Genomic DNA, 25,034 nt, shown 5'->3' with positions numbered 1-25,034 from the left:
GCTGTCAGCTCCCAAATTATATCAATGAAATTGATCGACGCGGGACATTACGGTTTGAACGAGACCTTGAATGGCACTCGCAGCGCCCTCGCCGGAAGTTCCGCGAACGGCGAAATACACTTTAATTTTCGGCTCGGTCCCCGACGGACGCAGGCAAAACCAGGAATCGTCCTCGAGCGTATACTTCAGGACGTTCTCTACCGGCAGCCCGTACAGCCCTTGAGAGAAGTCCTCGACCTTCACGACCTGCAGTCCGTTGAGCTCAACCGGTGCATTCGCGCGCCAATCCTGCATAATCGACTGGATTTTCTCTACGCCGTCTTTACCCTTCAAGGTACGGGACTCCAATTTCTCCAAGAAATAACCGTACTTGCCGTAAAGCTCCTGCAGCACGTCGTATAGCGTCTTTCCTTGACTCTTGTAATAAGCGGCCGCTTCACAAATCAGCATGGACGCGATGACCGCATCCTTATCGCGCGCATACGTACCCGCGAGGTAACCGTAGCTCTCCTCGTAACCGAACAAGAACTGCGCCTCGCCTGTCCGTTCGTATTGCGTCATTTTTTCGCCGATGTACTTGAATCCCGTTAGCGTGTTTACGACTTGGGCACCATAGTTTTGCGCGACAACCGCACCCATCTCGCTCGTCACGATGGTTTTGACGACAACGCCGTTCGCCGGCAGCTCGCCTCGCTCTTGCAGGCTCCGCAGCAGGTAATCGACCATAATCGCACCCGATTGGTTGCCCGATAAGACGAAATATTCGCCTTGCGCGTCCTTCACAACGGCCCCCATCCGGTCGCAGTCCGGGTCCGTGCCGATAATAATATCGGCGTTAATTTTCTTCGCTTCCCGGATGGCCAGCGTGAACGCTTCGCGCTCTTCCGGATTCGGCGATTTCACGGTGGAGAAGTTCGCATCCGGCAGCTCCTGCTCAGACACCACATGCACTTGGCTGAATCCGATGGTGGCCAGCGCCGCACGCACTGACAGGTTGCCCGCCCCATGCAGTGGCGTAAAGACAATGCGGAAATCATCGCTGATCCGCTGCACAAGCTCCGGATTCAGGCTAACCGACGTAACGGCGCGAATATACGCCGCGTCGACGTCGTCGCCGATCCATCGAAGGAGACCTTGTCTTTCCGCTTCCGCTCTGGACAAGCGCTGCACGTCGGCGAAAGATTGAACGCCGCGAATCTCGGCAATCACTTGTTCCGCCTGATCCGGGACGAGCTGTCCTCCGTCGTTGCCGTATACTTTATAGCCGTTATATTCCGGCGGGTTGTGGCTGGCCGTAATAACGATCCCGGCGTCGGCCTTCAGGTACCGGACCGCGAACGAAAGCTCCGGCGTCGTACGGAGCGATTCGAACACGTACGCTTTGATCCCGTTGCCGGCAAGCACTTTCGCCGCTTCAAGCGCAAACTCCGGTGATTGATTCCGGGAGTCATAAGCAATCACAACCGAAGGCGCAGCCGCGTCCGACTTCAACAAAAATTGCGCCAACCCCTGCGTAGCCCTGGCGACCGTGTACGCGTTCATCCGGTTCGTTCCCGCACCGATGACACCGCGAAGTCCCCCAGTTCCGAACTCCAGATCGCGATAGAATCGATCTTCGATTTCTTTGGCGTCTTCCGAAATGGAGCGAAGCTCCTCTTTCGTTGCTTGGTCAATCGCTTGATCGTTCAACCACAATTCATACTGTTCCTGTACGCGTGTCTGTGTACTCATGTTCTCCCATCTCCCTCTACCCATGTATTCGATGTATGTAAAGTATGATCGGTCTCAATTTTTATCGGCTAGCGCGAACATGATTTCACCTTCCGCGACCACGCGATCCCCTACCTTTGCGGTTGCCTGCCCTTTGCCGACCGCACCCTTCATTCGGGTAATGACAACCTCCAGCAGCAGCGTGTCCCCCGGTTTCACCTGATCCCGAAAACGAAAGCCGTCCACGCCGGCAAGCAGTCCGATTTTACCTCGGTTCGCTTCGGCTTGCAATAAGGCGACAGCCCCGACTTGAGCGAGCGCTTCCGTAATAAGGACGCCCGGCATGACCGGATATCCCGGGAAATGACCTTGAAAGAACGGTTCGTTGATCGTGACGTTCTTAAGACCGACAGCTCGAACTCCGGCTTCGACCTCCAAAATTCGATCTACCAATAGGAACGGGTACCGATGGGGAATAATAGCTTGCACTTGTTCGGCGTTCAACATGATGATGCTCCTTCCATAGCGATTTTCGGTTCATTCGGATAATAATTCGAGGTTCGACATACCCTAACGGATGTCCCCTTCATGATCTGCAGTAATGAAGGTTGATATAAGGGAGCTTATGTTAAGGGTTACGGCGCAAGCAGCAAACCCGCACATAAGCTCTTTATATTGAAAAGCAGCGATGTCATGAGCTGACGCTTCGTTTATTTAACAAGTTGAACTGCAGGATGTAGATGATCGAGGTTACAAGGGAAACGACGATCACAAACCACAAATAGGCTTGCGCATACGGCAGCTCAAAGACAATCATCAGGATGGCCAAGTAGTACAATACCGTCGTCAGCTTACCCATTGCGTTCGCCGGCACCGTCTTCTTCCCGCGGAAGTGAGAGACGGCCGATCCAATGATCATACCCGCATCCCGTAAAAACATCGCCAACGCCGCCTCCCATGAAATCATATGGGACAGAACGAGCGATAAAATCACCGCAATCAGCATCGCCTTGTCGGCCAGCGGATCGAGCATGCTCCCGATAGGTGTTACGAGGTTGTTCTTCCGGGCGATATACCCGTCCAATACATCGGTCAAACCGGCGGCGAGCAGCACAAAAAAAGCGCTTTTGACGAATCCAGCCTCAAATACAAACCAATAAACGGGAATCAGCAGAAAGCGGGATAGCGTCAAAACATTGGGCAAATTCCACACAACACTCGTTCCCCCTATGAGCAATCAGGCCTTGGTGTTCCCATTCCATTCATTATACCTTTATCACCTAAAAAATAAAACTCCCATATCGGGAGTCTTCGTAATCATCACGCCGTATTATGTACTAGCAAAAATCAGGTCGAACAAATGACGCCAGGTGGCCAAATCAAACACTTCGCTCATTGGCTGCTTGCCTATATACACATACCCTATCGAAAGTCCTATGAAAAGCGCCACCACGCATACGATCGGTATCCAAGTCCATCGGATGAGGCCGATGACTATTTTTTTCCATCGTTTCGTGGGGGGCGCCGCCTTTTGTCGGTTATCGCTCAAGCGCCCTACCTCACTTTACGTATGGCCCTTATACGCGCAAATTGTTGGCCAGATTCGTCATTTGATCCGCTGAGGTCACCGCGCGAGAATTCAAGGTGAAGGTGCGCTGAATCGTCAGCAGCTCGGTCATTTCGTCCGCTAACCGGACATTGGATTGCTCAATAAATCCTTGCCGTACCGTGATCGGGTCGATGTTGTTGTTATCTGCGGTGACCGTCTGTAAAATTTCTTCCCGCTGCTGAGGCGTGATGTCGGCCGCTAAGCCATACAGGTTATCGCCGACTTGTTGAAGCAGCTGCGGGCGAACGACGCGAACCGTCTTGATCTGTCCTATCTCGATCGGCATAGCGGTCTTGTCCACTTCGTTATAAGCCAAGACTACGCCATTCGGCTGAACGTCTATACGGTGGCTGTTCGGCACCCGAATCGGGTTATTATCCGCGCCGACGATGTAATGCCCGTCTTTGGTCGTCAAGTAACCGTCCGGATCTTCAGGATCGATCGAAGGCGAAATTTCGAATGCCCCATTGCGCGTCCAATGCGTCGTGGTCACCGGGACGTTATTCGTATCGAGCGTCACCTCGGCGATCTCAAACAAGCCATTGCCTTCGATCGCGAAATCCAGCGGGTTGTCCGTCGCCTGCAGCGAGCCCTGCTCCATGTTCACATGCGCTTCAACCAGCTTGCTCCCCCAGCCTTGATTATAGCCGAGCGGCGTCAAACGGCCTTCCTTCTGGAAGCTGCCGGGCTGCTGCTTCACGCTAGTAAGCACGTCCTGAAAGGACGCTTCTTTGCGCTTATAGCCTGTCGTATTTACGTTGGCGATGTTGTTGGCGATCAAGTCGAGCTTTTGCTGAATCGAACGCATACTAACAGATGAATTAATCATCGAGTTGTTCATGTGTGATCCTCCTGAATCGTATCAAGCGTCAGGCCCGGCTCCAACCGGAAGCGGAGGTCCAGCGGATCCTAGATTCGCCCGATCTCGTTAACCGCTTTTTCCATGCTTTTATCATAAAATTGGACCATCTTCTGGTTCGCTTCATACGCCCGCAATGCCGACATCATGTCGATCATGGACTGACCGGCGTCGACGTTAGAACGCTCCACGTACCCTTGCCGCACTTCGACCTGGTCGGCGGCATCTATCGGGCGGAACCCGCCTTCATCGGGATTGCTTAACCGATACAGACCGTTCCCTTCGCGAACCAGTTCATTCGGATTCTCGATACGCATAATCATCATCGCCATCGGGTCTCCGTTCTCCCCGGCAATGGGTTGTCCGTCGACGTTCGTAAATATGCCCGTTTGCGTGACGCGAAAGTTCGTGATCGGGGTCCGGGTCCCCGGCTCTACCAGCACGATAGGCTGACCGTCGCGGCCAAGCACCCGATGACCCTCGGAATCGATCATTTGCCCGTTCGCATCCAGCGAGAACTTCCCGTTCAGCGAGTACCGTTCCTCTCCCTCGGCATTCAGAATCGTGAAGAACGCCTGCGGTTGAATGATGCGTTGTCCGTTCTCATCGACATATTTACCCGAGCTGTCGAACGTGGCCCCGGGCACTACAATGTTCGAAACAAGCGCAAAATCGAACGGATTATTCGTCTCCTGCGCATCCCCTTGCGCATGAAGAGAGACGTTCTCTTCAGCCATGACGCCGGTGTTGATCCGGCCGACCGTAGCTGAACCGGGCTCGTCCTTACCGCTGCGCACCCGAGCAATAAGCAGCTCGGGGAAAGAGCGGTTGATACCTGTCCCACCCTTAAAGCCTGGCGTATTGATATTGGCGATGTTGTTCGTCACGATATCATGCTTGCGCTGCTGGGCGATCATGCCGGAAGCAGCGGTATACAAGCCTCTTAACATCGGGGTCCGTACCTCCCTAGAATTTACGCTTGGTTACTTTATCCAGGTTGTCGAGCATGATGCCTGTCCCTTTGACGACGCAGTGCATCGGGTCTTCGGCAATCAGAACCGGGACCTTGAGCTCGTCCGCCAGCAATTGATCGATACCATGCAGCATGGCCCCGCCGCCGGTTAAGATGACGCCACGGTCGATGATGTCCGCCGACAGCTCCGGCGGCGTCCGTTCCAATACGGTCTTCGCAGCCGTTACGATAGAGGATACCGGTTCCCACAACGCCTCCTGGATTTCCTTCGAGTCGATGGTAATGGTCAACGGCAGCCCGCTTACCATATCCCGCCCGCGAATATCCATCTCTTCCCGTTTGCCGTCCGGATGTACCGTTCCAACCTTAATCTTGATATCCTCGCTTGTCCGTTCACCGATCAGGAGCTTGTACTTGCTTTTAATATATTTCATGATGGAAGAGTCGAACTTGTCCCCCGCGATCTTGATGGAGGAGGAGGTGACGATGTCGCCCATAGACAACACGGCGACGTCCGTAGTCCCTCCCCCGATATCGACGACCATGTTGCCGCTCGGCTGAAAAATATCCATGCCGGCGCCGATCGCCGCAGCCTTGGGTTCTTCCTCCAGAAAAACCTCCCGCGCCCCGCTCCGCTCGGCAGCTTCCCGTATGGCCTTCTGCTCGACGGACGTAATGTTCGTCGGGGCGCAGATCAGAATGCGGGGATGGCTGTACCACTTTCTTCCGCCAACTTTTTGAATGAAGTACTTCAACATCATTTCCGTAATTTCGAAATCGGCGATAACACCGTCTCTCAACGGACGAATGGCGACGATGTTACCCGGCGTCCGCCCCACCATGCGGCGGGCCTCTTCGCCGACGGCGAGCACCCGTTTTGTCTCGCTTTCAATCGCGACAACGGACGGTTCATCCAGGACCACGCCCCGACCTTTCACATGAATCAGGACGTTAGCGGTCCCCAGATCTATGCCGATATCCTTACTTAACATTCCAATCTTATCCTCCCTAACCAACCGTCCATCCTTCATTAATAGAAGCGGCACTACGAATGATATACGTTTCCTATTAATTTCGACGTTAAATCGGAAATTCCTCTTTTTTGCAAATGGTTTTTCGACAAATCTCGCTTCACGGGCGGGCTGGTTCGGGAGAGAGGACAGTGACTCGGCTTCGCCCGTACAGCGGTTTCCCACCTCGGCGCGTCGCGCCGGGAGCGTTTACTTTACCGTCACAAGCTTATCTTGCGATTTCGGGCTGCGCGTTTTGCGATACTTGATTTTCGTCGCTTCTCCCCCGCGCAGGTGACGGATCGACTTGTGGTACTCCAGAATGTGCTTGACCTGATTGGCAAGCTCCGGATTGATTTCCGGCAGACGCTCCGTGAGATCCTTGTGCACCGTGCTCTTGGAAACACCGAACTCCTTGGCTATTGTGCGAACCGTATGCTTGGTTTCCACCAGGCAACGGCCGATCTTAATGGTTCGCTCCTTGATGTAATCGTGCACTCCCCTCGCCTCCCTACTCGAGTTAGTTTGGTACATTATATGAGGGGTGTTCGCTTATATTCTTTGTTTCACGGTTGTGACAAGCTTAGAATGTACAATTATTTTCAAGGACGAGCCGGCGAAGCCCCCGGACAAGCGTTCCGAAAAAAAAAAGCAGGGGGTTCAAGTCCCCCTGCATTCCTTATGGTTGAACGATATGCTGCTCCGGATTCAAGGCCGGACCGCCTTGACCTTGGCGAAGCTCAAAGTGAAGATGTACGCCTTGCTCTTTCTCAAGTTCGTTGCGTCCCGCCATCGCGATGACATCGCCTTTCTTCACTTCCGTGTCTTTCGCGACCTTCACGTCCGCCAGGCTTTGGTACACCGATACGAGACCGTTGCTGTGCGTAATCTCAATGAGGTTGCCGACGATCGGATCTTTCTGCACCGCGGTTACCTTGCCGCTCATCACGGCCATGACGTCAAACGCTGTGTTGTCATGTTTGGCAAAATCCATTCCCATGTGCGGAGTGAACGTATCGCCGTATTCCACCATCGCCGCTTGTCTCACTTCGTTCGAAGCTTTGTTGTCGAAGAACGGGAGAATCACTTCCAGCTCATTGCGGTCTTTAAACGGCCATTGCAACGTTTCTTGCTTTGCGGATGTAGCGACAGCGTCAGAACCGGATACGTTATCCGTAACGGTCCCGGTCTTTGCGGGGTCAGTCCCTACCGTGGTGTCGGAGTTAAACGTGCCCGCACCCTGGTACACCCACATTAACGTTAAGATGATTGCCGCTGCTGCCATGTACGTTGCTGGAAACACCCACTTTTTGCCGAGCAATCTTTTCCAGGATGAGGTATTGCCGCCTTGCGCTCCTTCGATAGTTTTAGGAGCTTCTTGTTTTTGTACATCTTTCTTTTGATCATTCATCTATTATCACCTCGCTAACCAGTCTTGCCGGATTTGCGAGATTTATACGCGGCTAAACCTAGCTTTTTACAAACTTTTTCCTTTCAATAAGGTAGAGGCCTTGCCGAAGTCGATGCCGGTATAGAAATACTTCACGATCTCCTCCGCTTTCCGCCCTTCTCGCGCCATGCCGTGGGCGCCCCACTGGCTCATGCCGACCCCGTGACCGTAACCGAACGTAACAAATGTCCATGTCCCGTTCGCATAGCTCCATTGGAACTGGCTGGAGTTCAAGCCTAGTTTCTCGCGAAACTCGCGGCCAGTGAAAGATTTGCCGCCCACAGTCAGGCGCTTGATCCGATGACCAGCGCTACGCTCCATCACTTTCAGCCCTGTCTTCGCGCCGGCGGTTACCGGTACGGCTGCCGGGAGTCCCAGCTTGCGCTGCAGCTCGCGGTCCGTGAACGTCACGGTTTCCTTGTAGCGCGGCGATAGCTGCGCATCCCAAGGACTCGCCACGCTGCGCAGGTAAGGCAATTTCAAGTTCCAATAATCCTCCGAGTTTTCCGTGTACCCGTTGCTGGTAGAGAAGAAGCTCGCATCGATCGGCTGGCCCTCATACGTAAGCACGATATCCTTCGTCTCCTCGACCGACCGCCTCAGCTTGGCCATATTCGTCGCATATAGCTCCGGCTCCCATCGGCGCCTTAGCTCCTCGTCGTTTACATAGGCCTGATGCGCCGTCGTATCGGTAACCACCGCCTCCGAGCCGGGGACCTCGATCCTGTCTCCGCTCAACACCCTGCGGACGATATACGTGCGCGCAGCCATCGCCTGCGCCTTCAGCGCTTCCAGCTCGAACTCGACAGGCATCTCGGCGGCAACAACTCCAAGCACGTAAGTTTCCAGCGCGATGCGATCGGTCATTTGTTTGCTGCTGACGTAGACGGGAATCCGCATCGAGGCCGCTTCTTCAGCTGAGGGCGGGCTCCCTTCATGGCGGACCGCTTGGGACGATTCATGCTTTCCCCCAGGCGTATGTACAAACAGCCAAGGAACGATCACGATGACAGATAAAAACCCTGCCAACCACAAAGCGAACCAGCGGGCCCATTTCGACTGCGTGCGTGAAAGCTTGTACTTCATCATCGGCTCGCGCTCCTCCGTCCTCTGTTGCATCTTAAACCGTGCTGCAGGTATTTTCATTTTATGAGGCCAAAAGATAGAATAGAACCCTAAAGAAAGAGACGCCTCCGCACATGCGAATTGAAAGATTCAAGGCCGGAAAGCTGCCGGCACAGCGCCCCCAGACACAGCAAAAAACCGATTCTTCTTGAAAGAATCGGTTCACACGTCAGTCATGAATATAGGTCAAGCCAAAGTCGGCTGCACCACAAACAACGGCAGGGTATCAGGCTCCCTTTGCTTTTCCGTTTCCGGCAATTCGATAGGCATCCGTTTAATATCCGCCCCGAGCCGGGAGAGCTTCTCCGCAATCTCGACATACCCGCGGTCGATATGGTGAACGCCTGTAATCTCGGTATCGCCTTCGGCGGCCAGCGCCGCCAGTATCAATGCCGCTCCGGCGCGCAGGTCGGTGGCGCATACTTTCGCGCCCTGCAGTTTCACACCGCCGCTAACGACGGCAGTCCGGCCCTCTACCTTAATCTGCGCGTTCATGTTCGTCATCTGCTCCACGTGCATGAAGCGGTTTTCGAACACCGTTTCCGTTACGAGGCTGGTACCGTCTGCGGTTAACAATAGCGCCATCATTTGCGACTGCATGTCGGTCGGGAATCCCGGGTACGGCAGCGTCTTCACGTCCACTGCACGAAGCGGCCGATCGGTGGTGTACACGCGCAGCCCGTTCTCGTCTTCATCGATTTGAACGCCCATTTCCTGCATCTTGGAGATAACCGGGCGCAGATGATCGCCAATCGCGCCTTCAATGTATAAGTCGCTGTTCGTGATTGCGGCAGCAATCATATATGTACCTGCTTCGATCCGATCCGGAATGACCGTATGAACAGCACCTCTCAGCCGTTCAACGCCGTCGATGCGAATGGTTCCCGTTCCGGCTCCCCGAATCGTGGCCCCCATGGCGTTCAAGTAATTGGCGAGGTCTACAATTTCAGGCTCCTTGGCCGCATTCTCGATCAGCGTCGTGCCTTCGGCAAGCGTGGCCGCCATCATGATGTTCTCGGTCGCCCCAACGCTCGCAACGTCCAAGTAAATTTTGGCGCCCTTCAGTCTGCCGTTAATCCGCGCTTCAATGTACCCTTGGCCGAGCTCGATCTCCGCACCCATGGCCTCGAATCCTTTCAGATGCTGATCGATCGGCCTGGTTCCGATCGCGCAGCCGCCGGGCAGCGAAATTCTTGCTTGGCCCATCCGCGCCAGCAGCGGCCCCATGACGAGGAAGGAAGCGCGCATTTTACGCACCAGTTCATATGAAGCTTCACACGTTTGAAGACGGACGGCATTGATGCGAATGGATTCCTGTTTATATTCAACTTCAACGCCCAAACTCTCAAGCACCTTATTGATCACCAAGACGTCATCCAAAGGAGGCGCATCATGGATGACGCTCTCCCCTTCCATTCCCAGTAAAGAGGCTGCGATAATCGGCAGCACGGCATTCTTGGCGCCGTGAATTCGCACTCTGCCTGATAATTTCTTGCCGCCGCGGACGATAATTTTGCTCATCTGGATCCCCCTCCGCGTATCATTGTACGTTTTCGTTTATCGATCACGATAGCATTCGTGACGAAGGTTGATTTTAATACGGTTGTACTATCCATTGTTGACAAGATTCTCCTTGGTTATTCGAATACCCGGGATTTCAAAAGATTCCGGAGAACCACGTCGACCAGGCCAAGTAATCGATCACGAACTGCGCAACCTGATAACCGAGCGCGACGGAGAGCAAAATTTGCAGCAATTTGGCCTGCATGCTTCGAGGCCGCTTAAACAAGCTATCAAGCTTCAATTCCTGCAGTGACCACCAGGAAACGCCGATTAACACAAGCACAAGCACAATATTCAGCATGCCCTTCATACCGATGGAGGCGTTCATTTGATCTACATAGTCCATTGGAAATCCACGCTCGCTTTCTCGTTCTCTTCACCATCCCGTATTTGCTTCATCGGTTGACAGTGAGTCTCTACTTGCATGTTTACCCCGGAGCTTGCAGGATTAATCGGTCTTTGGAACCACATGTTAACCGGGCCGTCCCGCTCTTACGGCAATGCCCCTGCAAGCAACTGAACGAATTCGGCTCGCGTCGCTTGTTGATCGGGCCGGAATGTACCATCGTCGTAGCCGCCGACCAGACCTTCCGCCTTCATCTGCTTCAACAGACCTGCGCCCCAATAATTTTCTTCGATATCGGAAAAAGGCGCCTGTCCCCGGAGCTTGCCGCTCTTGTTCAGGCTGCGCGCAAGCATCGCCGTCATCTCCATCCGGGTAACGGGTTGATCCGGCCCGAACGTACGGTCGGGGTAGCCTTCGATCACGCCGGCCTGCGCCGCTTGGGCGATATAAGTGTAAGCCCAATGCGTGCTGCTTAAGTCCGAATACGCAATGCTCCGCAGTTTGTTCAGTTGAAACGCGCGTGACAGCACGGCCGTCGCTTCCGCTCGTGTAATCGGGCGATCCGGTTGAAACGTGTAATTATCATAACCGTTAATGATTTGGCGGTTTGTTAATCGGACAATCGCCTCTTGCCCCCAATGTCCGCGAATATCGCTATACCCGCCAGTGAGCGGCTTGCTATCGACCAGCAGCTGATACATCCGATTGTCGAACGGTTGATTCGAAGTGAGCTTCACGTAGTAAGTGCCGGGATCAAAGCGCCCGGATAATTTCTGGTTATCCGCAAAGTCGTTCATCGAGCCGGCCATTGATTTCAACGTACCGTCGAATAAAGTCATGTAGATTTGGACCTGCGACGGAATTTCGCTGACGACGATCTGCACATAGCTGTCCTCTTCGATGCGGAACTGATACCAATCGATATCGTTCGATTTATCGAGCAAGCCGTTGTATGGCATACCGAGCGAAACAGCCGTCGCCTGATAGGAACGGTTATTCGGCTCATTCGGATCGATCAGCTTCGCATTGTACTCGATTTTCAGCGTATACTCGCCTACGATCGGATTTTCGTATTCCTTCACGTTCGTTACGCGGATATAGTAGCTGCCCGGGAACACCTCCGACAATTCGTAGCTTTCCGTCACGCCGTCGTCGCCCGAATCTACCGTCACCGACCTCTCGCCTTGTCTCTGCACCAATAAGACCGGGTCGATCCGCGCCGTATCGGTCGACAACGTCACTCGAATAGAGCCGGACTGCTCGACCGGAATTTCAAACCAATCGGCATCGTGGTACTGATGGAACGTGCCTTTGATCGTTTGACTTCGGGCCGGGAGCACATAGGCTTTATACTGTTTATCGTTATCTTCAAAAGGATCGCGGTACGTTTCGAAGGAAGTGGTCCATTGGTACGGAACCATGGAACTGAAACTGCGATCTTTCAATTGAAGCTGTATGTAACTGCGTCCTTTCGTCACCTTAAAAGGAACGGTCTGTCCGTTCTGCGCCGACTTGCTCGTAAGGACGCCGGAAGCGTCCGTGTGCTGGATGTTAACCGTCTGCCCCGGATCGATATCAAAGGTAACATTAACCGTCCCGTCATAGGGCGCGTCCATATAATACCAATCGGTATCCGATCCTCCGGCGAAGGCGGCAGCCGTCTTTTTGCTGATAGAGATCGATTTCGCCTGATCCTTGCGTTGATTCGGTTCGTACATGTCGAGGGAAAATGGTTCGGTCAACAACCGATCGACGCGCAAACTGCCGTACCCGGTCGAGGAATCCCACCCGCTGGCGTCCAAATCATCGGCGGTTTGACGAATCCACTGCCGAATTTGGTAAGCCTTCATCTCCGGATTCCGCCCCCAGATAAGCGCTGCCGCTGCCGCCACCTGCGGCGCAGCCATGGAGGTGCCGTCTTTGTTCTCATAAGAGCCGCCGAGCCCCGTCGTAAATACGTTCCACGGCGCCACAACGTCGATTTCGAGACCGGTATTCGATCGGGGGTCGATCTGTCCGTTCTCGGTCACTCCCCCTACGGCGAGCACTGTCGGATAAGCAGCCGGATATTTAACCCGGTTACCTTCGTTTCCGGTTGCGGCTACCAGCAGCACATCCCGCTCCTCCGCATACTTGACGATATCGCTTAAATAAGCCGAATATTTATTCAGCCCTAAGGAAAGCACGACGATTTTGGCCCCGTGATCAACGGCATAGCGGATTCCTTCACCCAGCTTCTGCTCGTCTCCCGAGCCATCCGCCTCGAGCGCCTTAATCGGCATCATGCGGGTTTTCCACAGCATGCCTGCGACTCCGCGGTCGTTATTGCCGACTGCGCCGATAATACCGGCGACGTTCGTCCCATGCCCGTTGTCGTCTTCCGGCGGCAGCGACGGCTGAATCAGATTGACGCCTTTTACCAGGTTCGGCTTCAGATCCGGGTGCGACAACTGGACGCCTGTATCGACGATGGCAATCGTCATGCCTGTATTTTCTTGCGTTACGTCCCAGGCTTCGCTCATATGAATTTGCTGCAGGTTCGATTGCTTCGTCAAGAACGGGTCGTCCGCTTGAGCGGCAAAAACCGTCCCGCTGCACGTCAGGAAAATCGCAAGGCCTGTGAACGATGCGATCATGGTTTGTTTGAACGTTTTGGGGTTCATCGTCATCAAAATCCTTTGTACTGATTTTCACCTGCCACACTTCATTATCCCATTCTAAGCGTTATGGCTAGAGGGTGCAACTGGATATTTTTTTTCGCGTGTTCCTCAGATGCGTGGCCGGTTGTCCGTTCGAGTTTACATATGAATTTACCGGGGCCGTTCCTTCATACGCTAGCTATGCAATCCATAAATCATATGAATGCGAGTGATGCAGATGGCGGTGTCCTTTTGTTCGCATTGTAATGAAAAGCTGCAAGAAGGTTCTCTGGTCTGCAAGTACTGCGGAGCTCTGGCAAACGAAGCGGCAGAAGCTTCTCGGCCCCACAGCGATGATACGACAACGTCCCGCAAAGGCAGGTACGTGTACATTCTCCTCATCGCGATCGTCATCCTCGTCCTACTCTTCTTCCTATACAGCTAACCGATTTGGGGCAGCCTCCGCTGCTCCTTTTTCATCCCGCATTCCTCCCTTCAAACGTACGTAAAAAAGCCCGCATTCCCGGGATCGATACGATCGTTCCGGAAGTGCGGGCTTAGCCCTCGGCTATTAACTAAACATAAACAAATCTTGCGTGAGCGTGAAAATCTGCTCGATGTAGGCCAGCACGCCTTGCGGGAACAGACCGAGCAGTACGCTCGCAGCCGCGCAGAGCCACATGGTGATGCTCAGCGGAAGCGCCGGCCGAATCGGTGCGGATGCGTCGTCGCTGCGCATGAACATTTGGCGGATGAGGCCGAAATAGTAGTAGAACGAAATGACGCTCGTCGCAATCAGGATCGCGCCCAGCCAGTAATGCTGCGTCTGCATCGCGCCCAGCAGGATGAACAGCTTCCCGAAGAAGCCGGCCGAGACCGGCAGTCCCGCGAGGGACAAGACGAGCAGCACGGTGGCGACCGCCATACCCGGAGCGCGATAGTACAGGCCGGCGAACCCTTTAAGATCTTCTTCTCCGGTCGAGCGCTCGATGATCATCAACACGGCGAACATCCCGATGTTCATGAACAGATACGCGATCAGGTAGTAAACAAATTCGGCAAAGTTAGAGAAATGCACGATCGAGAATTGAACCGCGATCGGCACAAGCAGGTAGCCCGAGTTAGCGATGCCTGAATAGGCGAGCAGGCGCTTCAAGTTCGTTTGGCGAAGCGCGACGAAGTTGCCGACGATCATCGCCGCAGCCGCCACCACCATCATCCCCAGCAGAAAGTCGCTGTGAATCGGCGTCCCCATGATGCCCGGCGAGGCGAAGACAGTATACATGACGCGGAACAAGATCGCGAATGCGGCCGCTTTCGAGACGACGGCCAGGAATGCGGTTACCGGGGTGAAAGACCCCTGATACACGTCCGGCGCCCACATATGGAACGGCGCTGCCGCTACTTTAAAGCCGATGCCCGCCAGCAGCAGGAAGAAGCTCAAGTAAATCATCGGCTGCAGCGTCTCTCCGCTCCGCTCCAGCACGCTGCTAATCTGCGGGATCACCGTCGAACCGGTCATTCCATAGAGGAACGACATGCCGTACAAGATGACCGCGGACGAAATGCCGCCCAGCACGATATATTTAAAGGCGGCTTCGTTAGTCAGCCAATTTTTCTTCCGCATCGCGACCAGGATGTAGGATGTGATGCTAAGCAGCTCAAGGCCGACGAACAGCGTAATCAATTCGCCGGACGAAGCCATGATCATACCGCCGATCGTGGCCGGCAGCAGCAAGTAATAGTATTCGCCGACATGCGGCACTTCCTCTTCCCGAACCGAGCCGATGCTCATGAACGTTACAAGTCCGGCGCCCACAAGCAGCACCAGCTTGATGATGCTGGCAAAATCATCGATCCGGTAGCTGTAGAGAAGCAGCTGCTTCGGTTCCGCCGGATTCAACTGATACAGGACGACGAATACGGCCGATATCGCAATGCTGATCAGCGACAACCAACCGAGCCACGTTCGGCCGGCTTGACGAGGCAGCAGCAAATCGAGCAGCGACAGAATGACGGCAGCGACGACAAGCGTCAGCTCCGGTGCCAGCAGACCGAGATCTTGGAGTTGAAGACGTATTGGTTCCACCGGTCTAACCCCCCATCTTCGTTACGCTGCGAATGAATTGATCGAAACCGACGACGGTTTGATGCAGCGGCTCGCTCAGTACGCTCGGGTAAATCCCGAGCACTACAATAAACGCCACGAGCGTAATCATTGGAATCGCCTCGATGAAACGTGCGTCTCGCATCGCAGGCAGCTCGGTCCGGGACGGACCGTAGGTGATGCCGAGCACCCCGCGCAGCACGTACACGGCGGCCAGAATGATGCCGAGCGCTCCGACAGCCGTCAAGATGGGGTGCGATTCAAACAGCCCTACAAAAGCAAGAAACTCGCTGATAAAGCCGGACAGCCCCGGCAGCCCGAGCGACGCCATACCCGATACAAGCAGGATGCCGGAGATGAACGGCACCGACTTCGCCAGTCCGCCGAGCTCATCCAGCTTCGTTGTACGGGTGCGCTCATAGATGCTGCCGACGATCAGGAACATCAACGCCGAGATCAAGCCGTGCGAAACGAGCTGGAAGATCGCGCCTTCCAATCCGATCGTGTTGAATGCGGAAATCCCGAGAAGCACGATGCCCATATGGCTAATACTCGAGTAGGCCAACACAAGCTTGAATTCCTTCTGCACGAAGGCGAGCACCGCGCCGTACAAAATATTGACGATTCCCAGCACGGCGAGCACGGTTCCCCAGGCCACCGCTTGATCCGGGAACAGCAGGATGCCGAAGCGGATTAAACCGTACGCCCCCATTTTCAGCAAGAGGCCGGAGTGAATCATGACGATCGACGGAGGCGCCTCCGTATGTACCTTGAGCATCCAGGTATGGAACGGGAAGAGCGGCAGCTTGATGCCGAACGCCACGAGCAGCATGAGGAACAGCGCCCATTTCATCGTATCGCTTAAGAAAAATACGTTGCCTTCCAGATCGCTCTGATTGACATAAGAGTCGGCATTTTGAAACAAGTTTTCCGTGATTACGTTGAGATCGCCGGAGTAGTGAATCGTAACGCCGTTCTCCACCGCCGTTTGCGTGAAGCCAGCCGTACTAACCAAGATGAGAAAGGCGATGATCATAATCGCCGAGCCGAGGCCGTTATAGATGAGGAACTTGTTGGCCGCCCGTTCGCGGTCCATGTATCCCCAAATTCCGATCAGGAAGAACATCGGCACCAGCGTCAATTCGAAGAAAGCGAAAAACAAGAACAGGTCTTGCGCCATGAATACGCCGAACATCCCCATCTCGAGCAGCAGAAACCAGATGAAGTACGACTTCCACCGCTTCTTGATGTACACGGAAGCCAGAGCGGCCATCGTGGAGACAAGCGCCGTCAGGAACACGAGCGGCAGCGACAGCCCGTCGACCGCGAGCGTGAACTTGAACTCCAGGAAGTAGGCCGACATTTGGCTTAAGCCCTGCGTCTCTCTATCAAGCGGGATTGAAATCCACGGCAGATCTTCTTTAAACTGCATGCCGCCCACATTCGAATTGAATTTCACATAGAGCCATGCGGACAAAATCAATGGAATAAGCGTGACGGCAATAGCCGTAATTTTGATCCATTGGCCCTGCGGCTTAGGCATGAACAGCAGGATCAGCACACCGATGAGCGGCGAGAACGTAATCAACGACAAAATCGGGAAATTATCCAAAGTTGATGAACCTCCTTCCCGCGATCACAAGCATCAGGACGAGCAAACCGAGCAACGTCGCAAGACCGTACGTTTGCACTTGCCCGTTCTGCAAGCGGGAACCGAGGCGGCCAAGACCCGTTACGGCATAAGTCGATAAGCGCACGACCCCATCCACCACGTATACGTCGAACAGATTCAGCACCTGTCCGATCGCCCCCAGCGGACGTACCCATACGGCTTGATACAGTTCGTCAATGTAATATTTGCGGTTCAGCAGCCTATACAGCCAAGGCGCCGAGGACACGAACGACGCTGAAGAAATCGATCGTTTCACGAACACCAGGTAACCGAAGCCGATGCCCAACAAGCCGACGACGTTAGATAAAATCATAACGAGCGCGGATGCATGCTCTTCTGCTTCATGACCGGTCAGCCACCCGCCTAACCACGGGTTAAACGGTGTGAACACGAAGCCCGCTGCGACGGCTAATACGGCGAGTACGATCAGCGGGAATGTCATCGTCCCCGGCGATTCGTGAACGTCATGACGGTGCGGGTTTCTCGATTTGCCGAAAAACACCAGGAAGAACAATCTCGACATATAGAATGCCGTGAAGAAGGCAGCCGCCAGCCCGACAATCAGCAATCCGTAATGTCCGGTGTTATACGCCTCCGTCAAGATCGCGTCCTTCGACCAGAAGCCGGACAACGGCACGATGCCGCTAAGCGCCAAAGCGCCGATGGCGAATGTCCAAGCCGTGATTTTCATTTTGCGGCCTACGCCGCCCATCTCGTGAATGTCCTGCGTATGCACGGCATGGATGACGCTGCCCGCTCCGAGGAACAGCAGCGCTTTGAAGAAAGCATGCGTGAACAAGTGGAAAATCCCCGCCGTGTAAGCCGCCGCCGTTCCGATCCCAAGCGCCATCATCATGTACCCGAGCTGACTGACCGTCGAGTAAGCGAGAATACGTTTTATATCGTTCTGCGCGGTGCCGATCGTCGCCGCGAAAATCGCCGTAAACGCCCCGACCACCGCTACGACGGTAAGAGCCGCAGGCGCTGCCGTGAAAATATCGAAAGTACGCGCCACCAAGTAAACGCCGGCCGCTACCATCGTCGCGGCGTGAATGAGCGCACTGATCGGCGTAGGACCTTCCATCGCGTCCGGCAGCCACGTATGCAGCGGGAACTGCCCCGATTTCCCCATCGCACCGATAAAAATCAGAATGGCAATCCACGTCGCTATTTCCTCGGAAATTTTTCCGCTTGAGAAGGCGTTGCTGATCGAAGTGAAATCGAGCGCATGATCCGGCATCGCCCAGAACAGCAGCAGAATGCCAATGAATAATCCGACATCGCCGACGCGGGTAACGATGAACGCCTTCTTCGCCGCTGCGCGCGCTTCCGGCTTGAAATACCAGAAGCCGACAAGCAGGAAGGAACAAACGCCGACGAGTTCCCAAAATATGTAGAGCTGTACGAGATTCTCGGAAATGACGAGTCCCAGCATCGAAAACGTAAATAACGCGATATAGGCGAAGAACACGTTGATCCGTTCGTCGTCGTGCATGTAGCCTTTGGAATAAATATTGACGAGTAAGCTGACAAGCGTCACGATCACGAGCATGAGCGAATTGAGATTCGTCACCTCGAAGCCCATCGTCAAGACGACGTCGCCGAGCTTAATCCATTGCAGCTTGTTCCACGTGTAACCTTCAAGGTGTCCCCCGATCCGTTCCATGAAGACCAGCACGGACAACACGAACGAAGCGAACACGGCTACAATGCTAATATAGGCGCCTACTTCCCGCAGCGAGCGTCCTGCCGCCGTTAAGATCAAAAACGACAGCAGCGGAAACAACGGGATGAGCCAGGCGTATTGCGAGTAAGCCGATATCATGAGCTTAAATCCTCCTCTACGCGTTTGCCGACGGCAAACCTGCGCTATCGCTTCAGCGAATCCATATCCCCAACATCCGTTGTTCCCTTATTGCGGTAGAGCGCAATCAAAATTGCGATGCCGACGGCCGCTTCGGCTGCGGCAACGGTAATGTTGAACAGTGAGAAAATTTGACCGGTCAAACTTGGCTGAGCCCCGAACTTGGAGAATGCGACCAAATTCAAGTTGACCGCATTAAGCATCAGCTCGATGGACAGCAAGACGATGACGGCATTTTTCTTGGACAACGCTCCGTAAAGCCCGATGCAAAACAAGATGGCCGCAAGCGTTAAATAAGGGGTGGCTAAGCCGCTGGCTCCCATGCTTAATCCTCCTCCCTCTTCGCCACGATGATCGCACCGATGAAGGCTACCGTCAGCAGCAGCGACATCAATTCAAACGGCAGAACGTGAAGGTTAAAGAGCAGCTTCCCGATTTCCATCGTATTGTCTTCCACCTTCGGGAACTCGCCGGTCGGCAGCTCCGTCCGTTGGATGACGTAGAAGATGATCCCGAACAACCCCGCAGCCCCGATGAACAACAGCCCGTTATGCCAAGGGCGCTTCGGCTCCTCTTCTTCGTTGTGGTGCTTGGTCATCATAATTCCGAAGATCATCAAAATCGAGATGGCCCCGGCGTAGATAAGAATTTGGACCACGGCCACAAATTCCGCCTGCAGCACGACGTACAAGCCGGCCAAGCTAACGAAGGTTAACGCGAGCGCCAATACCATGTGCACCACTTTCGTGTAGCTGAGCATGAAGATCGCTCCGCCGATGGCCAGCAGCGCACACACGAAGAACACCAGGTTTTCACCGCTGGATAAAAAAGTCACGACGTTGGATAGCATTTACTTCGCACCGCCCTTCGGCATCGCGGAGTTATTTTCTTTACGTATGTTCGAATTGTTATCGTTCAACCACTCCAGGTTTTTGAACAAATCGTCGCGGCTGTATGTGCTCAGCTCGAAGTTGTTCGTCATGACGATCGCTTCCGTCGGACAAACCTCGGTACACAGATCGCACAGGATGCAAATTTCAAAATTAATATCGTAGGTGTCGATGACCTTGCCTTTTTTCTCGGGGTCGGGATTCGGTTTACCTACCAGATTGATGCACTCGGTCGGACAAATGCGCGCACATTGATTGCAGACGATACATTTCTCCGGATCGAAGTGCTGGATGCCTCGAAACCGGTCCGGCATTTCGAGCGGGACGTCCGGATAGGCGTACGTGATTTTCTTCTGCGTCAAGCTCTTCAACGTTACGCCCAGGCCTTTTACAATGCCTTTCATTTCACATTCACCCTTTCGTCAATCAATACGGCAGCCGGTTTCGTCACATCGCAATCGCCATGTAAATTGCCGTCACAAAAATGTTCAGCAGCGCCAGCGGCAGCAGCACCCGCCATCCGAGACCCATCAGTTGATCCACCCGAACCCGCGGCAGCGTGCCCCGGATCCAGATGAGTACGAATACGATGAGTGAAAACTTCAGCAAGAACCAGACGATTCCCGGAATAAAATCGAGGAACGTGAACGGCGCATGCCATCCGCCCAGAAAGAGCGTCGTCGTCAGTCCGGAAATCGCAAACACATATACATACTCCGCCAGCATGAAAAAGGCGAACCGGAACCCGCTGTACTCAACATGGTAACCCGCAACAAGCTCAGATTCGGCCTCAGGCAAGTCAAAAGGCGTCCGGTTTAACTCGGAGACGGCTGCCACAACGAATACGGCGAACCCGACAATTTGCGGCAGGAAGTTCCAATGCCAGAAGCCGCCGGCTTGGCCTTCTACGATTCGATTCAAGTTCATGCTGCCGGTCATCATGATCACGCCGACGACGGAGATGACGAGCGGAATTTCGTAGCTGATCATCTGCGCGGCGGAACGCATGCCGCCAAGCAGCGCATATTTGTTGTTCGACGCCCAGCCCCCAAGCACGATGCCGATCGTGGAGATTCCCGACAGCGCCACGTAATACAGGACGCCGACGTTGAGATCGCTGCTGATCAGGGTGCTCGAATAAGGGATGACTGCCGTGACGACAAAGGCCGGAATAAACGTAATGATCGGCGCAAGGATGAACAACTCGCGGTCGGCCTTCCTCGGAATCGTGTCCTCTTTAATCAACAGCTTGAACACGTCCGCCACCGTTTGCAACAGACCGAGCGGGCCCGTACGGTTCGGTCCGATCCGCAGCTGCATCCATCCGAGGATTTTGCGTTCAAAGTAGATGGCGTAGGTCACGAAGCCGAGAATGACGAGAAGCAGCACGACGACCCATGCAAAGAAAATGGCCGCGTTCGTCCATGTTAAAGGCTGCTGCAATAAATCCGGCATTAACAATCGACCTCCCCGACGACGATATCAATGCCTCCGAGGATCGTAATCAAATTCGTCATCGTTTCCCCGACAAGCAGCTTAGGCAAAATTTGCAGATTGACAAACGACGGTCTGCGGAATTTTAAGCGGTATGGCTTATCTTTGCCCTTGGAAATAATGTAACAGCCGATCTCGCCGCGGGGCGATTCGATCGCCGAGTAAATTTCCCCTTCGGCCGGACGCAGGACACGAGGCACTTTGCCCATGATCTCACCGTCCTCCGGAAATTGCTCGACCGCCTGTTCCAAAATGCGGAGCGACTGGACGACTTCCTCCATTCGCAGGTTATAACGATCGAAGCAATCGCCGTTGGTCGATACCGGTATGTCGAACTCGAAGCGATCATAGATGCTGTAAGGCTGATCCTTCCGTAAGTCCCACTTCACCCCGGTGCAGCGCAAATTCGCGCCGCTTAGCCCGTAAGCGATCGCCGTCTCGGCATCATACTTGCCGACTCCTTTAATCCGGGCCAAGAAAATCTCGTTCCCGGTCACGAGATTATGATACTCATTCAGTTTATCACGCATATAGGGAATGAATTCCCGCACCTTCTGAATCCAGCCTTCCGGTGCATCCCATTTCACTCCGCCTACGCGCATATAGTTATAGGTTAAGCGGGCGCCGCAAAGCTCGTTAAATAGGTTGATGATAATTTCCCGATCGCGGAACGCGTACAGGAAAGGGCTCATGGCCCCGATATCGAGCAAGTACGTTCCCCACCAGACCATATGGCTGGCGATACGCTGAAGCTCCATCACAATCAGCCTTAGAAACTCGGCGCGCTCCGGGATTTCAAGCCCCATCAATCGCTCCACCGCATTGACGAGTACATAATTGTTCGTCATGGCGGAAACGTAATCCATTCGGTCGGTGTAAGGAATGATTTGCGTATACGTCAGGTTCTCGGCCAGCTTCTCCGTACCACGGTGCAAATAGCCCATGACCGGAATCGCTTCCGTAATCATCTCGCCGTCCAGCTTGACGATAATTCGGAAAACGCCGTGCGTACTCGGATGCTGAGGCCCAACATTCAATAAAATTTCTTCGGTTCTAATGGCCAAGCTTCATTACACCTCCGGGTCGAGCGGCTCATAATCTTTGCGCAGCGGATAGCCAACCCAGTCGTCGGCCATCATGATACGTCGCAGGTCGGGATGACCCGGGAAATCGATTCCGAATAAATCGTAGGCTTCGCGCTCATTCCAATTCGCCGTCGGCCAAACGGGTGTCACGGACGGAATCGATGGCGTCTCCCGATTCGTCTTGATCTTCACGCAGTACTCCCGCTTCGTTTCCAGCGAGATCAGATGATACGCTACTTCCATATGAGTTTCCATATCAACGCCGGACAGGTTGCGCAAATAATTTAATTTTAATTCCATATGATTTTTCAACAGATGCGCGGCTTCCGGCCAAACCTCGCCTTTGAGCACCACATAAGGGAGATGGCCGCCCTTTTCATTAATGAAAGCTTCCTCGACCACTTCACCGAAATTCTCTTTCAGGATCGTTACGAAACGATCGAGCAGCGGCTGATTCGGCGACGGTTCTTTGGGAGCATCCGGAGCCGCTGCTTCCGTCTTAGCCGCCCGTTCGCGGGCTCTAGCCGCTCTAGCCTCCGCAGCCGCCTTAGCCTTGGCTTCCTTCTCCTCATCCGTCGGGGCTGCCTTCTCCGCCTCCGGGGCGTCCCCTGCTTCGGCAGCTTTGGCCGCCCGTTCAGCCGCTCTAGCGGCTCTGGCTTCTGCAGCCGCTCTGATCTTCGCCTCTTTATCCGCATCGGTCGAGGCCGCCTTCTCCGCCTCGGCTTGTTCCGCTGCAGGTGGATTCGCACCCGCGTACCCGCCCGGCGGCTCGCCCGCTCCGCCCGTTTTGGTGATTTCGGCGCCCTCTACCTTTTGCGGTTCACCGCTCATACCGGTGCCGGCTGCTTCGGGTCGATTGCGCTTTTGGTCCTCACTCATCGATTGGTCACCTGCTTACCGGTTTTCGCCTCATAGCGTATTTTCTCCTGCAGCTTGTTGATCCCGTAGATCAGCGCGGCCGGATTCGGCGGACAGCCAGGGATATAGACGTCTACCGGAACGATCTGGTCGACGCCCTTTACCACAGCATACGATTTGACGTACGGACCGCCCGCCGTCGCACAGGAACCCATCGCGATCACCCATTTCGGCTCAGGCATTTGCTCGTATAACCGGCGCAGCACCGGCGCCATCTTCTTCGTTACCGTACCGGCAACGATCATCACATCCGATTGCCGCGGAGACGTCCGGAAAATAACGCCGAATCGGTCCAAATCATAATGCGAGCCGCCTGTGCCCATCATCTCTATCGCACAACAGGCGAGCCCAAAGGTAAGCGGCCACAGCGAGTTGCTTCTCGCCCAGCCCTTGACCTGTTCCAAAGTGGTCATGAACACCGTGCGTTCCATTTCTTGACGCTCTTCCGGAGTAATTTTTTCTAAATTGAAGTCCATTGCAGCACCTTCTTCTTCCAGGCGTAAAGTAAACCTATGATGAGCAGCGCAACGAATATACACATCTCCACAAGCGCAAACAAGCCTAATTGCTTATATGCAACGGCCCAAGGATAAAGAAATGCAGTTTCCACATCAAAAATGACGAACATCAGAGCAAACAAATAGTAGCGGATGTTAAAGCGAACTTGCCCTTCTCCAACCGGTTCGTTACCGCTTTCATACGTTGTGTATTTTTCTTCAACCGGCTTGTGCGGCCTTAATAATCGACCAATTGTAAGCGCTGCAATCGGAAGCAACACGCCTAAGAAGAGAAAAATCGCTACGACCACGTAATTGTTCATGTACATCGTGAACGAACCGCCTCCCTATGTATCATTATGCCCTTATCCGGCTCTGCGGAAACCCGGCGTCGAACTTCCGCGCTACAGCCGATGACGACTGTCTTCTCATCGCAAGGGCTTCGATCAAAAGCTTTCTTATTATTTCCACAAAAATTGTTAATATGTGCCTTTCCAATTATATCAAATGGCTTTTGGGGTGTCTAACATTTTTGAGCAATTCCAACGGTTCTCAAACCGTTTAGACACACAACATATGTTATTCCCGCAATCTAAGATTCGTTATAAAAAAATGCGAAGCCTTCGTTTCTTACACACCGGGTAGTATTCCATCATCCCTATTTTCGGATTAAAGTGAAAAAGCGAGGGAACTGTCGTTCCCCCGCTTAGCTCACATTTTTATTTTTTTCCGGAAACGTCCAGCCGGTTAACAGCTCGCTGTAAAGCCAGCTCGGCGCGTTTGAAATCGAGATTTTCTTGCTTGGCGTCTTTCAAACGCTTCTCGGCGCGTTCCTTAGCGGCTTTCGCCCGGTCGACGTCGATTTGTCCCGGCAGCTCGGCGCTTTCCGCCAGTATAACCACCTTATCCTTGCGCACTTCCATAAAACCGCCGTTCACCGCGAGGATTTCGTCTTTCGACCCTTGCTTCTTTACGGTAATCGGTGCGATTTTGAGCGGAGTGACCAGCGGAATGTGATTCGGCAGAATACCAAGCTCTCCTTCGACTCCCTTTACGATAATCATGTTCACCTCTTCGGCGTACACTTTACGCTCAGGAGTTACGATTTCCAGCAGGAATGTGCTCACTTGGATTCCCCTCCTAAGGGTTTTCGTCAGAAAACCGCTTCGTAAGCAATAACTAAGGACATTCGGCAGAATGTCACCTCGTAAGCCTCATGTATA

Annotated in this window: 26 protein-coding genes; 1 reads left to right on the top strand and 25 read right to left on the bottom strand. The window is 53.9% G+C overall.

Annotated features, from left to right (window positions below; genetic code table 11):
- Positions 1–21 precede the first annotated feature (21 nt).
- From ACZ439_RS13900 to ACZ439_RS13840, 13 genes are all read right to left on the bottom strand, one after another.
- Positions 22–1,731: a phospho-sugar mutase gene (locus tag ACZ439_RS13900; RefSeq protein WP_141335940.1), complete on the bottom strand. Its 1,710-nt coding sequence runs from the start codon at positions 1,729–1,731 to the stop codon at positions 22–24.
- 54 nt (positions 1,732–1,785) lie between these two features.
- Entirely contained in the window at positions 1,786–2,217 is a 432-nt protein-coding gene (gene fabZ, locus ACZ439_RS13895; protein WP_054796284.1) for a 3-hydroxyacyl-ACP dehydratase FabZ, read from the bottom strand.
- Between the two features lie 184 nt (positions 2,218–2,401).
- On the bottom strand, positions 2,402–2,923 hold the full coding sequence (locus tag ACZ439_RS13890; protein ID WP_141335939.1) for a CDP-alcohol phosphatidyltransferase family protein: 522 nt from the start codon (positions 2,921–2,923) through the stop codon (positions 2,402–2,404).
- A gap of 117 nt (positions 2,924–3,040) precedes the next feature.
- Positions 3,041–3,127 carry a DNA-directed RNA polymerase subunit beta gene (locus ACZ439_RS13885; protein ID WP_236595742.1) on the bottom strand — a complete coding sequence of 29 codons (87 nt, stop codon included), beginning with the start codon at positions 3,125–3,127 and terminating at the stop codon, positions 3,041–3,043.
- A gap of 160 nt (positions 3,128–3,287) precedes the next feature.
- The gene (locus ACZ439_RS13880; RefSeq protein WP_054796283.1) at positions 3,288–4,160 is read right to left on the bottom strand and encodes a flagellar hook-basal body protein; all 873 of its coding nucleotides are present in this window, start codon (positions 4,158–4,160) and stop codon (positions 3,288–3,290) included.
- Positions 4,161–4,228: 68 nt separating this feature from the next.
- The gene (locus ACZ439_RS13875) at positions 4,229–5,128 is read right to left on the bottom strand and encodes a flagellar hook-basal body protein (RefSeq protein WP_464619790.1); all 900 of its coding nucleotides are present in this window, start codon (positions 5,126–5,128) and stop codon (positions 4,229–4,231) included.
- A gap of 16 nt (positions 5,129–5,144) precedes the next feature.
- Entirely contained in the window at positions 5,145–6,143 is a 999-nt protein-coding gene (gene mreB, locus ACZ439_RS13870) for a rod shape-determining protein (protein WP_127609032.1), read from the bottom strand.
- 228 nt (positions 6,144–6,371) lie between these two features.
- The gene (gene spoIIID / locus ACZ439_RS13865) at positions 6,372–6,659 is read right to left on the bottom strand and encodes a sporulation transcriptional regulator SpoIIID (RefSeq protein ID WP_054796282.1); all 288 of its coding nucleotides are present in this window, start codon (positions 6,657–6,659) and stop codon (positions 6,372–6,374) included.
- 181 nt (positions 6,660–6,840) lie between these two features.
- Positions 6,841–7,572 carry a M23 family metallopeptidase gene (locus tag ACZ439_RS13860; RefSeq protein WP_127609031.1) on the bottom strand — a complete coding sequence of 244 codons (732 nt, stop codon included), beginning with the start codon at positions 7,570–7,572 and terminating at the stop codon, positions 6,841–6,843.
- Between the two features lie 66 nt (positions 7,573–7,638).
- Positions 7,639–8,700 (bottom strand): stage II sporulation protein D, encoded by a 1,062-nt coding sequence (gene spoIID, locus ACZ439_RS13855; RefSeq protein ID WP_464619789.1) that lies wholly within the window; start codon positions 8,698–8,700, stop codon positions 7,639–7,641.
- A 222-nt stretch (positions 8,701–8,922) separates the two neighbouring features.
- On the bottom strand, positions 8,923–10,257 hold the full coding sequence (gene murA, locus ACZ439_RS13850) for a UDP-N-acetylglucosamine 1-carboxyvinyltransferase (protein ID WP_464619788.1): 1,335 nt from the start codon (positions 10,255–10,257) through the stop codon (positions 8,923–8,925).
- Positions 10,258–10,393: 136 nt separating this feature from the next.
- The gene (locus ACZ439_RS13845; protein ID WP_054796281.1) at positions 10,394–10,645 is read right to left on the bottom strand and encodes a DUF1146 family protein; all 252 of its coding nucleotides are present in this window, start codon (positions 10,643–10,645) and stop codon (positions 10,394–10,396) included.
- Positions 10,646–10,791: 146 nt separating this feature from the next.
- Positions 10,792–13,308 (bottom strand): S8 family peptidase, encoded by a 2,517-nt coding sequence (locus ACZ439_RS13840; protein WP_464619787.1) that lies wholly within the window; start codon positions 13,306–13,308, stop codon positions 10,792–10,794.
- Between the two features lie 199 nt (positions 13,309–13,507).
- Here ACZ439_RS13840 and ACZ439_RS13835 point away from each other — a divergent pair, with 199 nt between their 5' ends.
- Positions 13,508–13,729 (top strand): zinc-ribbon domain-containing protein, encoded by a 222-nt coding sequence (locus tag ACZ439_RS13835; protein ID WP_372813644.1) that lies wholly within the window; start codon positions 13,508–13,510, stop codon positions 13,727–13,729.
- 126 nt (positions 13,730–13,855) lie between these two features.
- Here ACZ439_RS13835 and ACZ439_RS13830 read toward each other — a convergent pair whose 3' ends face one another.
- The 12 genes from ACZ439_RS13830 to ACZ439_RS13775 all read right to left on the bottom strand — a co-directional run bounded on the left by ACZ439_RS13830 (position 13,856) and on the right by ACZ439_RS13775 (position 24,938).
- Complete coding sequence (locus ACZ439_RS13830) at positions 13,856–15,373, bottom strand: NADH-quinone oxidoreductase subunit N (RefSeq protein ID WP_464619786.1); 1,518 nt, start codon at positions 15,371–15,373, stop codon at positions 13,856–13,858.
- A gap of 4 nt (positions 15,374–15,377) precedes the next feature.
- The gene (locus ACZ439_RS13825; protein WP_464619785.1) at positions 15,378–17,003 is read right to left on the bottom strand and encodes a complex I subunit 4 family protein; all 1,626 of its coding nucleotides are present in this window, start codon (positions 17,001–17,003) and stop codon (positions 15,378–15,380) included.
- Positions 16,996–18,888: an NADH-quinone oxidoreductase subunit L gene (nuoL, locus tag ACZ439_RS13820; RefSeq protein ID WP_054796280.1), complete on the bottom strand. Its 1,893-nt coding sequence runs from the start codon at positions 18,886–18,888 to the stop codon at positions 16,996–16,998. The genes ACZ439_RS13825 and nuoL overlap by 8 nt, the downstream gene beginning before the upstream one ends.
- Before the next feature lie 44 nt (positions 18,889–18,932).
- A complete protein-coding gene (nuoK, locus tag ACZ439_RS13815) occupies positions 18,933–19,250 on the bottom strand; it encodes an NADH-quinone oxidoreductase subunit NuoK (RefSeq protein ID WP_054796279.1) in 318 nt (105 codons plus the stop codon).
- A 2-nt stretch (positions 19,251–19,252) separates the two neighbouring features.
- A complete protein-coding gene (locus ACZ439_RS13810; protein WP_127609103.1) occupies positions 19,253–19,777 on the bottom strand; it encodes an NADH-quinone oxidoreductase subunit J in 525 nt (174 codons plus the stop codon).
- Positions 19,778–20,221: an NADH-quinone oxidoreductase subunit NuoI gene (nuoI, locus tag ACZ439_RS13805; RefSeq protein ID WP_127609104.1), complete on the bottom strand. Its 444-nt coding sequence runs from the start codon at positions 20,219–20,221 to the stop codon at positions 19,778–19,780.
- 43 nt (positions 20,222–20,264) lie between these two features.
- The gene (gene nuoH / locus ACZ439_RS13800; RefSeq protein WP_054799360.1) at positions 20,265–21,272 is read right to left on the bottom strand and encodes an NADH-quinone oxidoreductase subunit NuoH; all 1,008 of its coding nucleotides are present in this window, start codon (positions 21,270–21,272) and stop codon (positions 20,265–20,267) included.
- Positions 21,272–22,375, bottom strand: coding sequence for an NADH-quinone oxidoreductase subunit D (locus ACZ439_RS13795; RefSeq protein WP_054799359.1), 1,104 nt, complete (start codon positions 22,373–22,375; stop codon positions 21,272–21,274). The genes nuoH and ACZ439_RS13795 overlap by 1 nt, the downstream gene beginning before the upstream one ends.
- A gap of 6 nt (positions 22,376–22,381) precedes the next feature.
- Positions 22,382–23,275 (bottom strand): NADH-quinone oxidoreductase subunit C, encoded by an 894-nt coding sequence (locus ACZ439_RS13790; protein WP_464619784.1) that lies wholly within the window; start codon positions 23,273–23,275, stop codon positions 22,382–22,384.
- Entirely contained in the window at positions 23,272–23,790 is a 519-nt protein-coding gene (locus ACZ439_RS13785; protein ID WP_464619783.1) for a NuoB/complex I 20 kDa subunit family protein, read from the bottom strand. Before ACZ439_RS13785 ends, ACZ439_RS13790 begins: the two co-directional genes overlap by 4 nt.
- Complete coding sequence (locus tag ACZ439_RS13780) at positions 23,775–24,140, bottom strand: NADH-quinone oxidoreductase subunit A (protein WP_127609108.1); 366 nt, start codon at positions 24,138–24,140, stop codon at positions 23,775–23,777. Before ACZ439_RS13780 ends, ACZ439_RS13785 begins: the two co-directional genes overlap by 16 nt.
- A 390-nt stretch (positions 24,141–24,530) precedes the next feature.
- Positions 24,531–24,938, bottom strand: a complete 408-nt coding sequence (locus ACZ439_RS13775) for a F0F1 ATP synthase subunit epsilon (protein ID WP_127609109.1) — start codon at positions 24,936–24,938, stop codon at positions 24,531–24,533.
- Positions 24,939–25,034: the final 96 nt, after the last annotated feature.

The organism is Paenibacillus sp. JCM 9796, assembly GCF_055379675.1.
This window is presented reverse-complemented; position numbering and strand designations above follow the sequence as displayed.

What these genes read in the sequence shown, in the direction of transcription:
- ACZ439_RS13900 (WP_141335940.1), bottom strand. Translation starts at nt 1,731, where the DNA reads ATGAGTACACAGACACGCGTACAGGAACAGTATGAATTGTGGTTGAAC.
- fabZ (WP_054796284.1), bottom strand. Translation starts at nt 2,217, where the DNA reads ATGTTGAACGCCGAACAAGTGCAAGCTATTATTCCCCATCGGTACCCG.
- ACZ439_RS13880 (WP_054796283.1), bottom strand. Translation starts at nt 4,160, where the DNA reads ATGAACAACTCGATGATTAATTCATCTGTTAGTATGCGTTCGATTCAG.
- ACZ439_RS13875 (WP_464619790.1), bottom strand. Translation starts at nt 5,128, where the DNA reads ATGTTAAGAGGCTTGTATACCGCTGCTTCCGGCATGATCGCCCAGCAG.
- mreB (WP_127609032.1), bottom strand. Translation starts at nt 6,143, where the DNA reads ATGTTAAGTAAGGATATCGGCATAGATCTGGGGACCGCTAACGTCCTG.
- ACZ439_RS13860 (WP_127609031.1), bottom strand. Translation starts at nt 7,572, where the DNA reads ATGAATGATCAAAAGAAAGATGTACAAAAACAAGAAGCTCCTAAAACT.
- spoIID (WP_464619789.1), bottom strand. Translation starts at nt 8,700, where the DNA reads ATGATGAAGTACAAGCTTTCACGCACGCAGTCGAAATGGGCCCGCTGG.
- murA (WP_464619788.1), bottom strand. Translation starts at nt 10,257, where the DNA reads ATGAGCAAAATTATCGTCCGCGGCGGCAAGAAATTATCAGGCAGAGTG.
- ACZ439_RS13845 (WP_054796281.1), bottom strand. Translation starts at nt 10,645, where the DNA reads ATGGACTATGTAGATCAAATGAACGCCTCCATCGGTATGAAGGGCATG.
- ACZ439_RS13840 (WP_464619787.1), bottom strand. Translation starts at nt 13,308, where the DNA reads ATGAACCCCAAAACGTTCAAACAAACCATGATCGCATCGTTCACAGGC.
- ACZ439_RS13835 (WP_372813644.1), top strand. Translation starts at nt 13,508, where the DNA reads ATGCGAGTGATGCAGATGGCGGTGTCCTTTTGTTCGCATTGTAATGAA.
- nuoL (WP_054796280.1), bottom strand. Translation starts at nt 18,888, where the DNA reads ATGATATCGGCTTACTCGCAATACGCCTGGCTCATCCCGTTGTTTCCG.
- nuoK (WP_054796279.1), bottom strand. Translation starts at nt 19,250, where the DNA reads ATGGGAGCCAGCGGCTTAGCCACCCCTTATTTAACGCTTGCGGCCATC.
- ACZ439_RS13810 (WP_127609103.1), bottom strand. Translation starts at nt 19,777, where the DNA reads ATGCTATCCAACGTCGTGACTTTTTTATCCAGCGGTGAAAACCTGGTG.
- nuoI (WP_127609104.1), bottom strand. Translation starts at nt 20,221, where the DNA reads ATGAAAGGCATTGTAAAAGGCCTGGGCGTAACGTTGAAGAGCTTGACG.
- nuoH (WP_054799360.1), bottom strand. Translation starts at nt 21,272, where the DNA reads ATGCCGGATTTATTGCAGCAGCCTTTAACATGGACGAACGCGGCCATT.
- ACZ439_RS13790 (WP_464619784.1), bottom strand. Translation starts at nt 23,275, where the DNA reads ATGAGTGAGGACCAAAAGCGCAATCGACCCGAAGCAGCCGGCACCGGT.
- ACZ439_RS13785 (WP_464619783.1), bottom strand. Translation starts at nt 23,790, where the DNA reads ATGGACTTCAATTTAGAAAAAATTACTCCGGAAGAGCGTCAAGAAATG.
- ACZ439_RS13780 (WP_127609108.1), bottom strand. Translation starts at nt 24,140, where the DNA reads ATGTACATGAACAATTACGTGGTCGTAGCGATTTTTCTCTTCTTAGGC.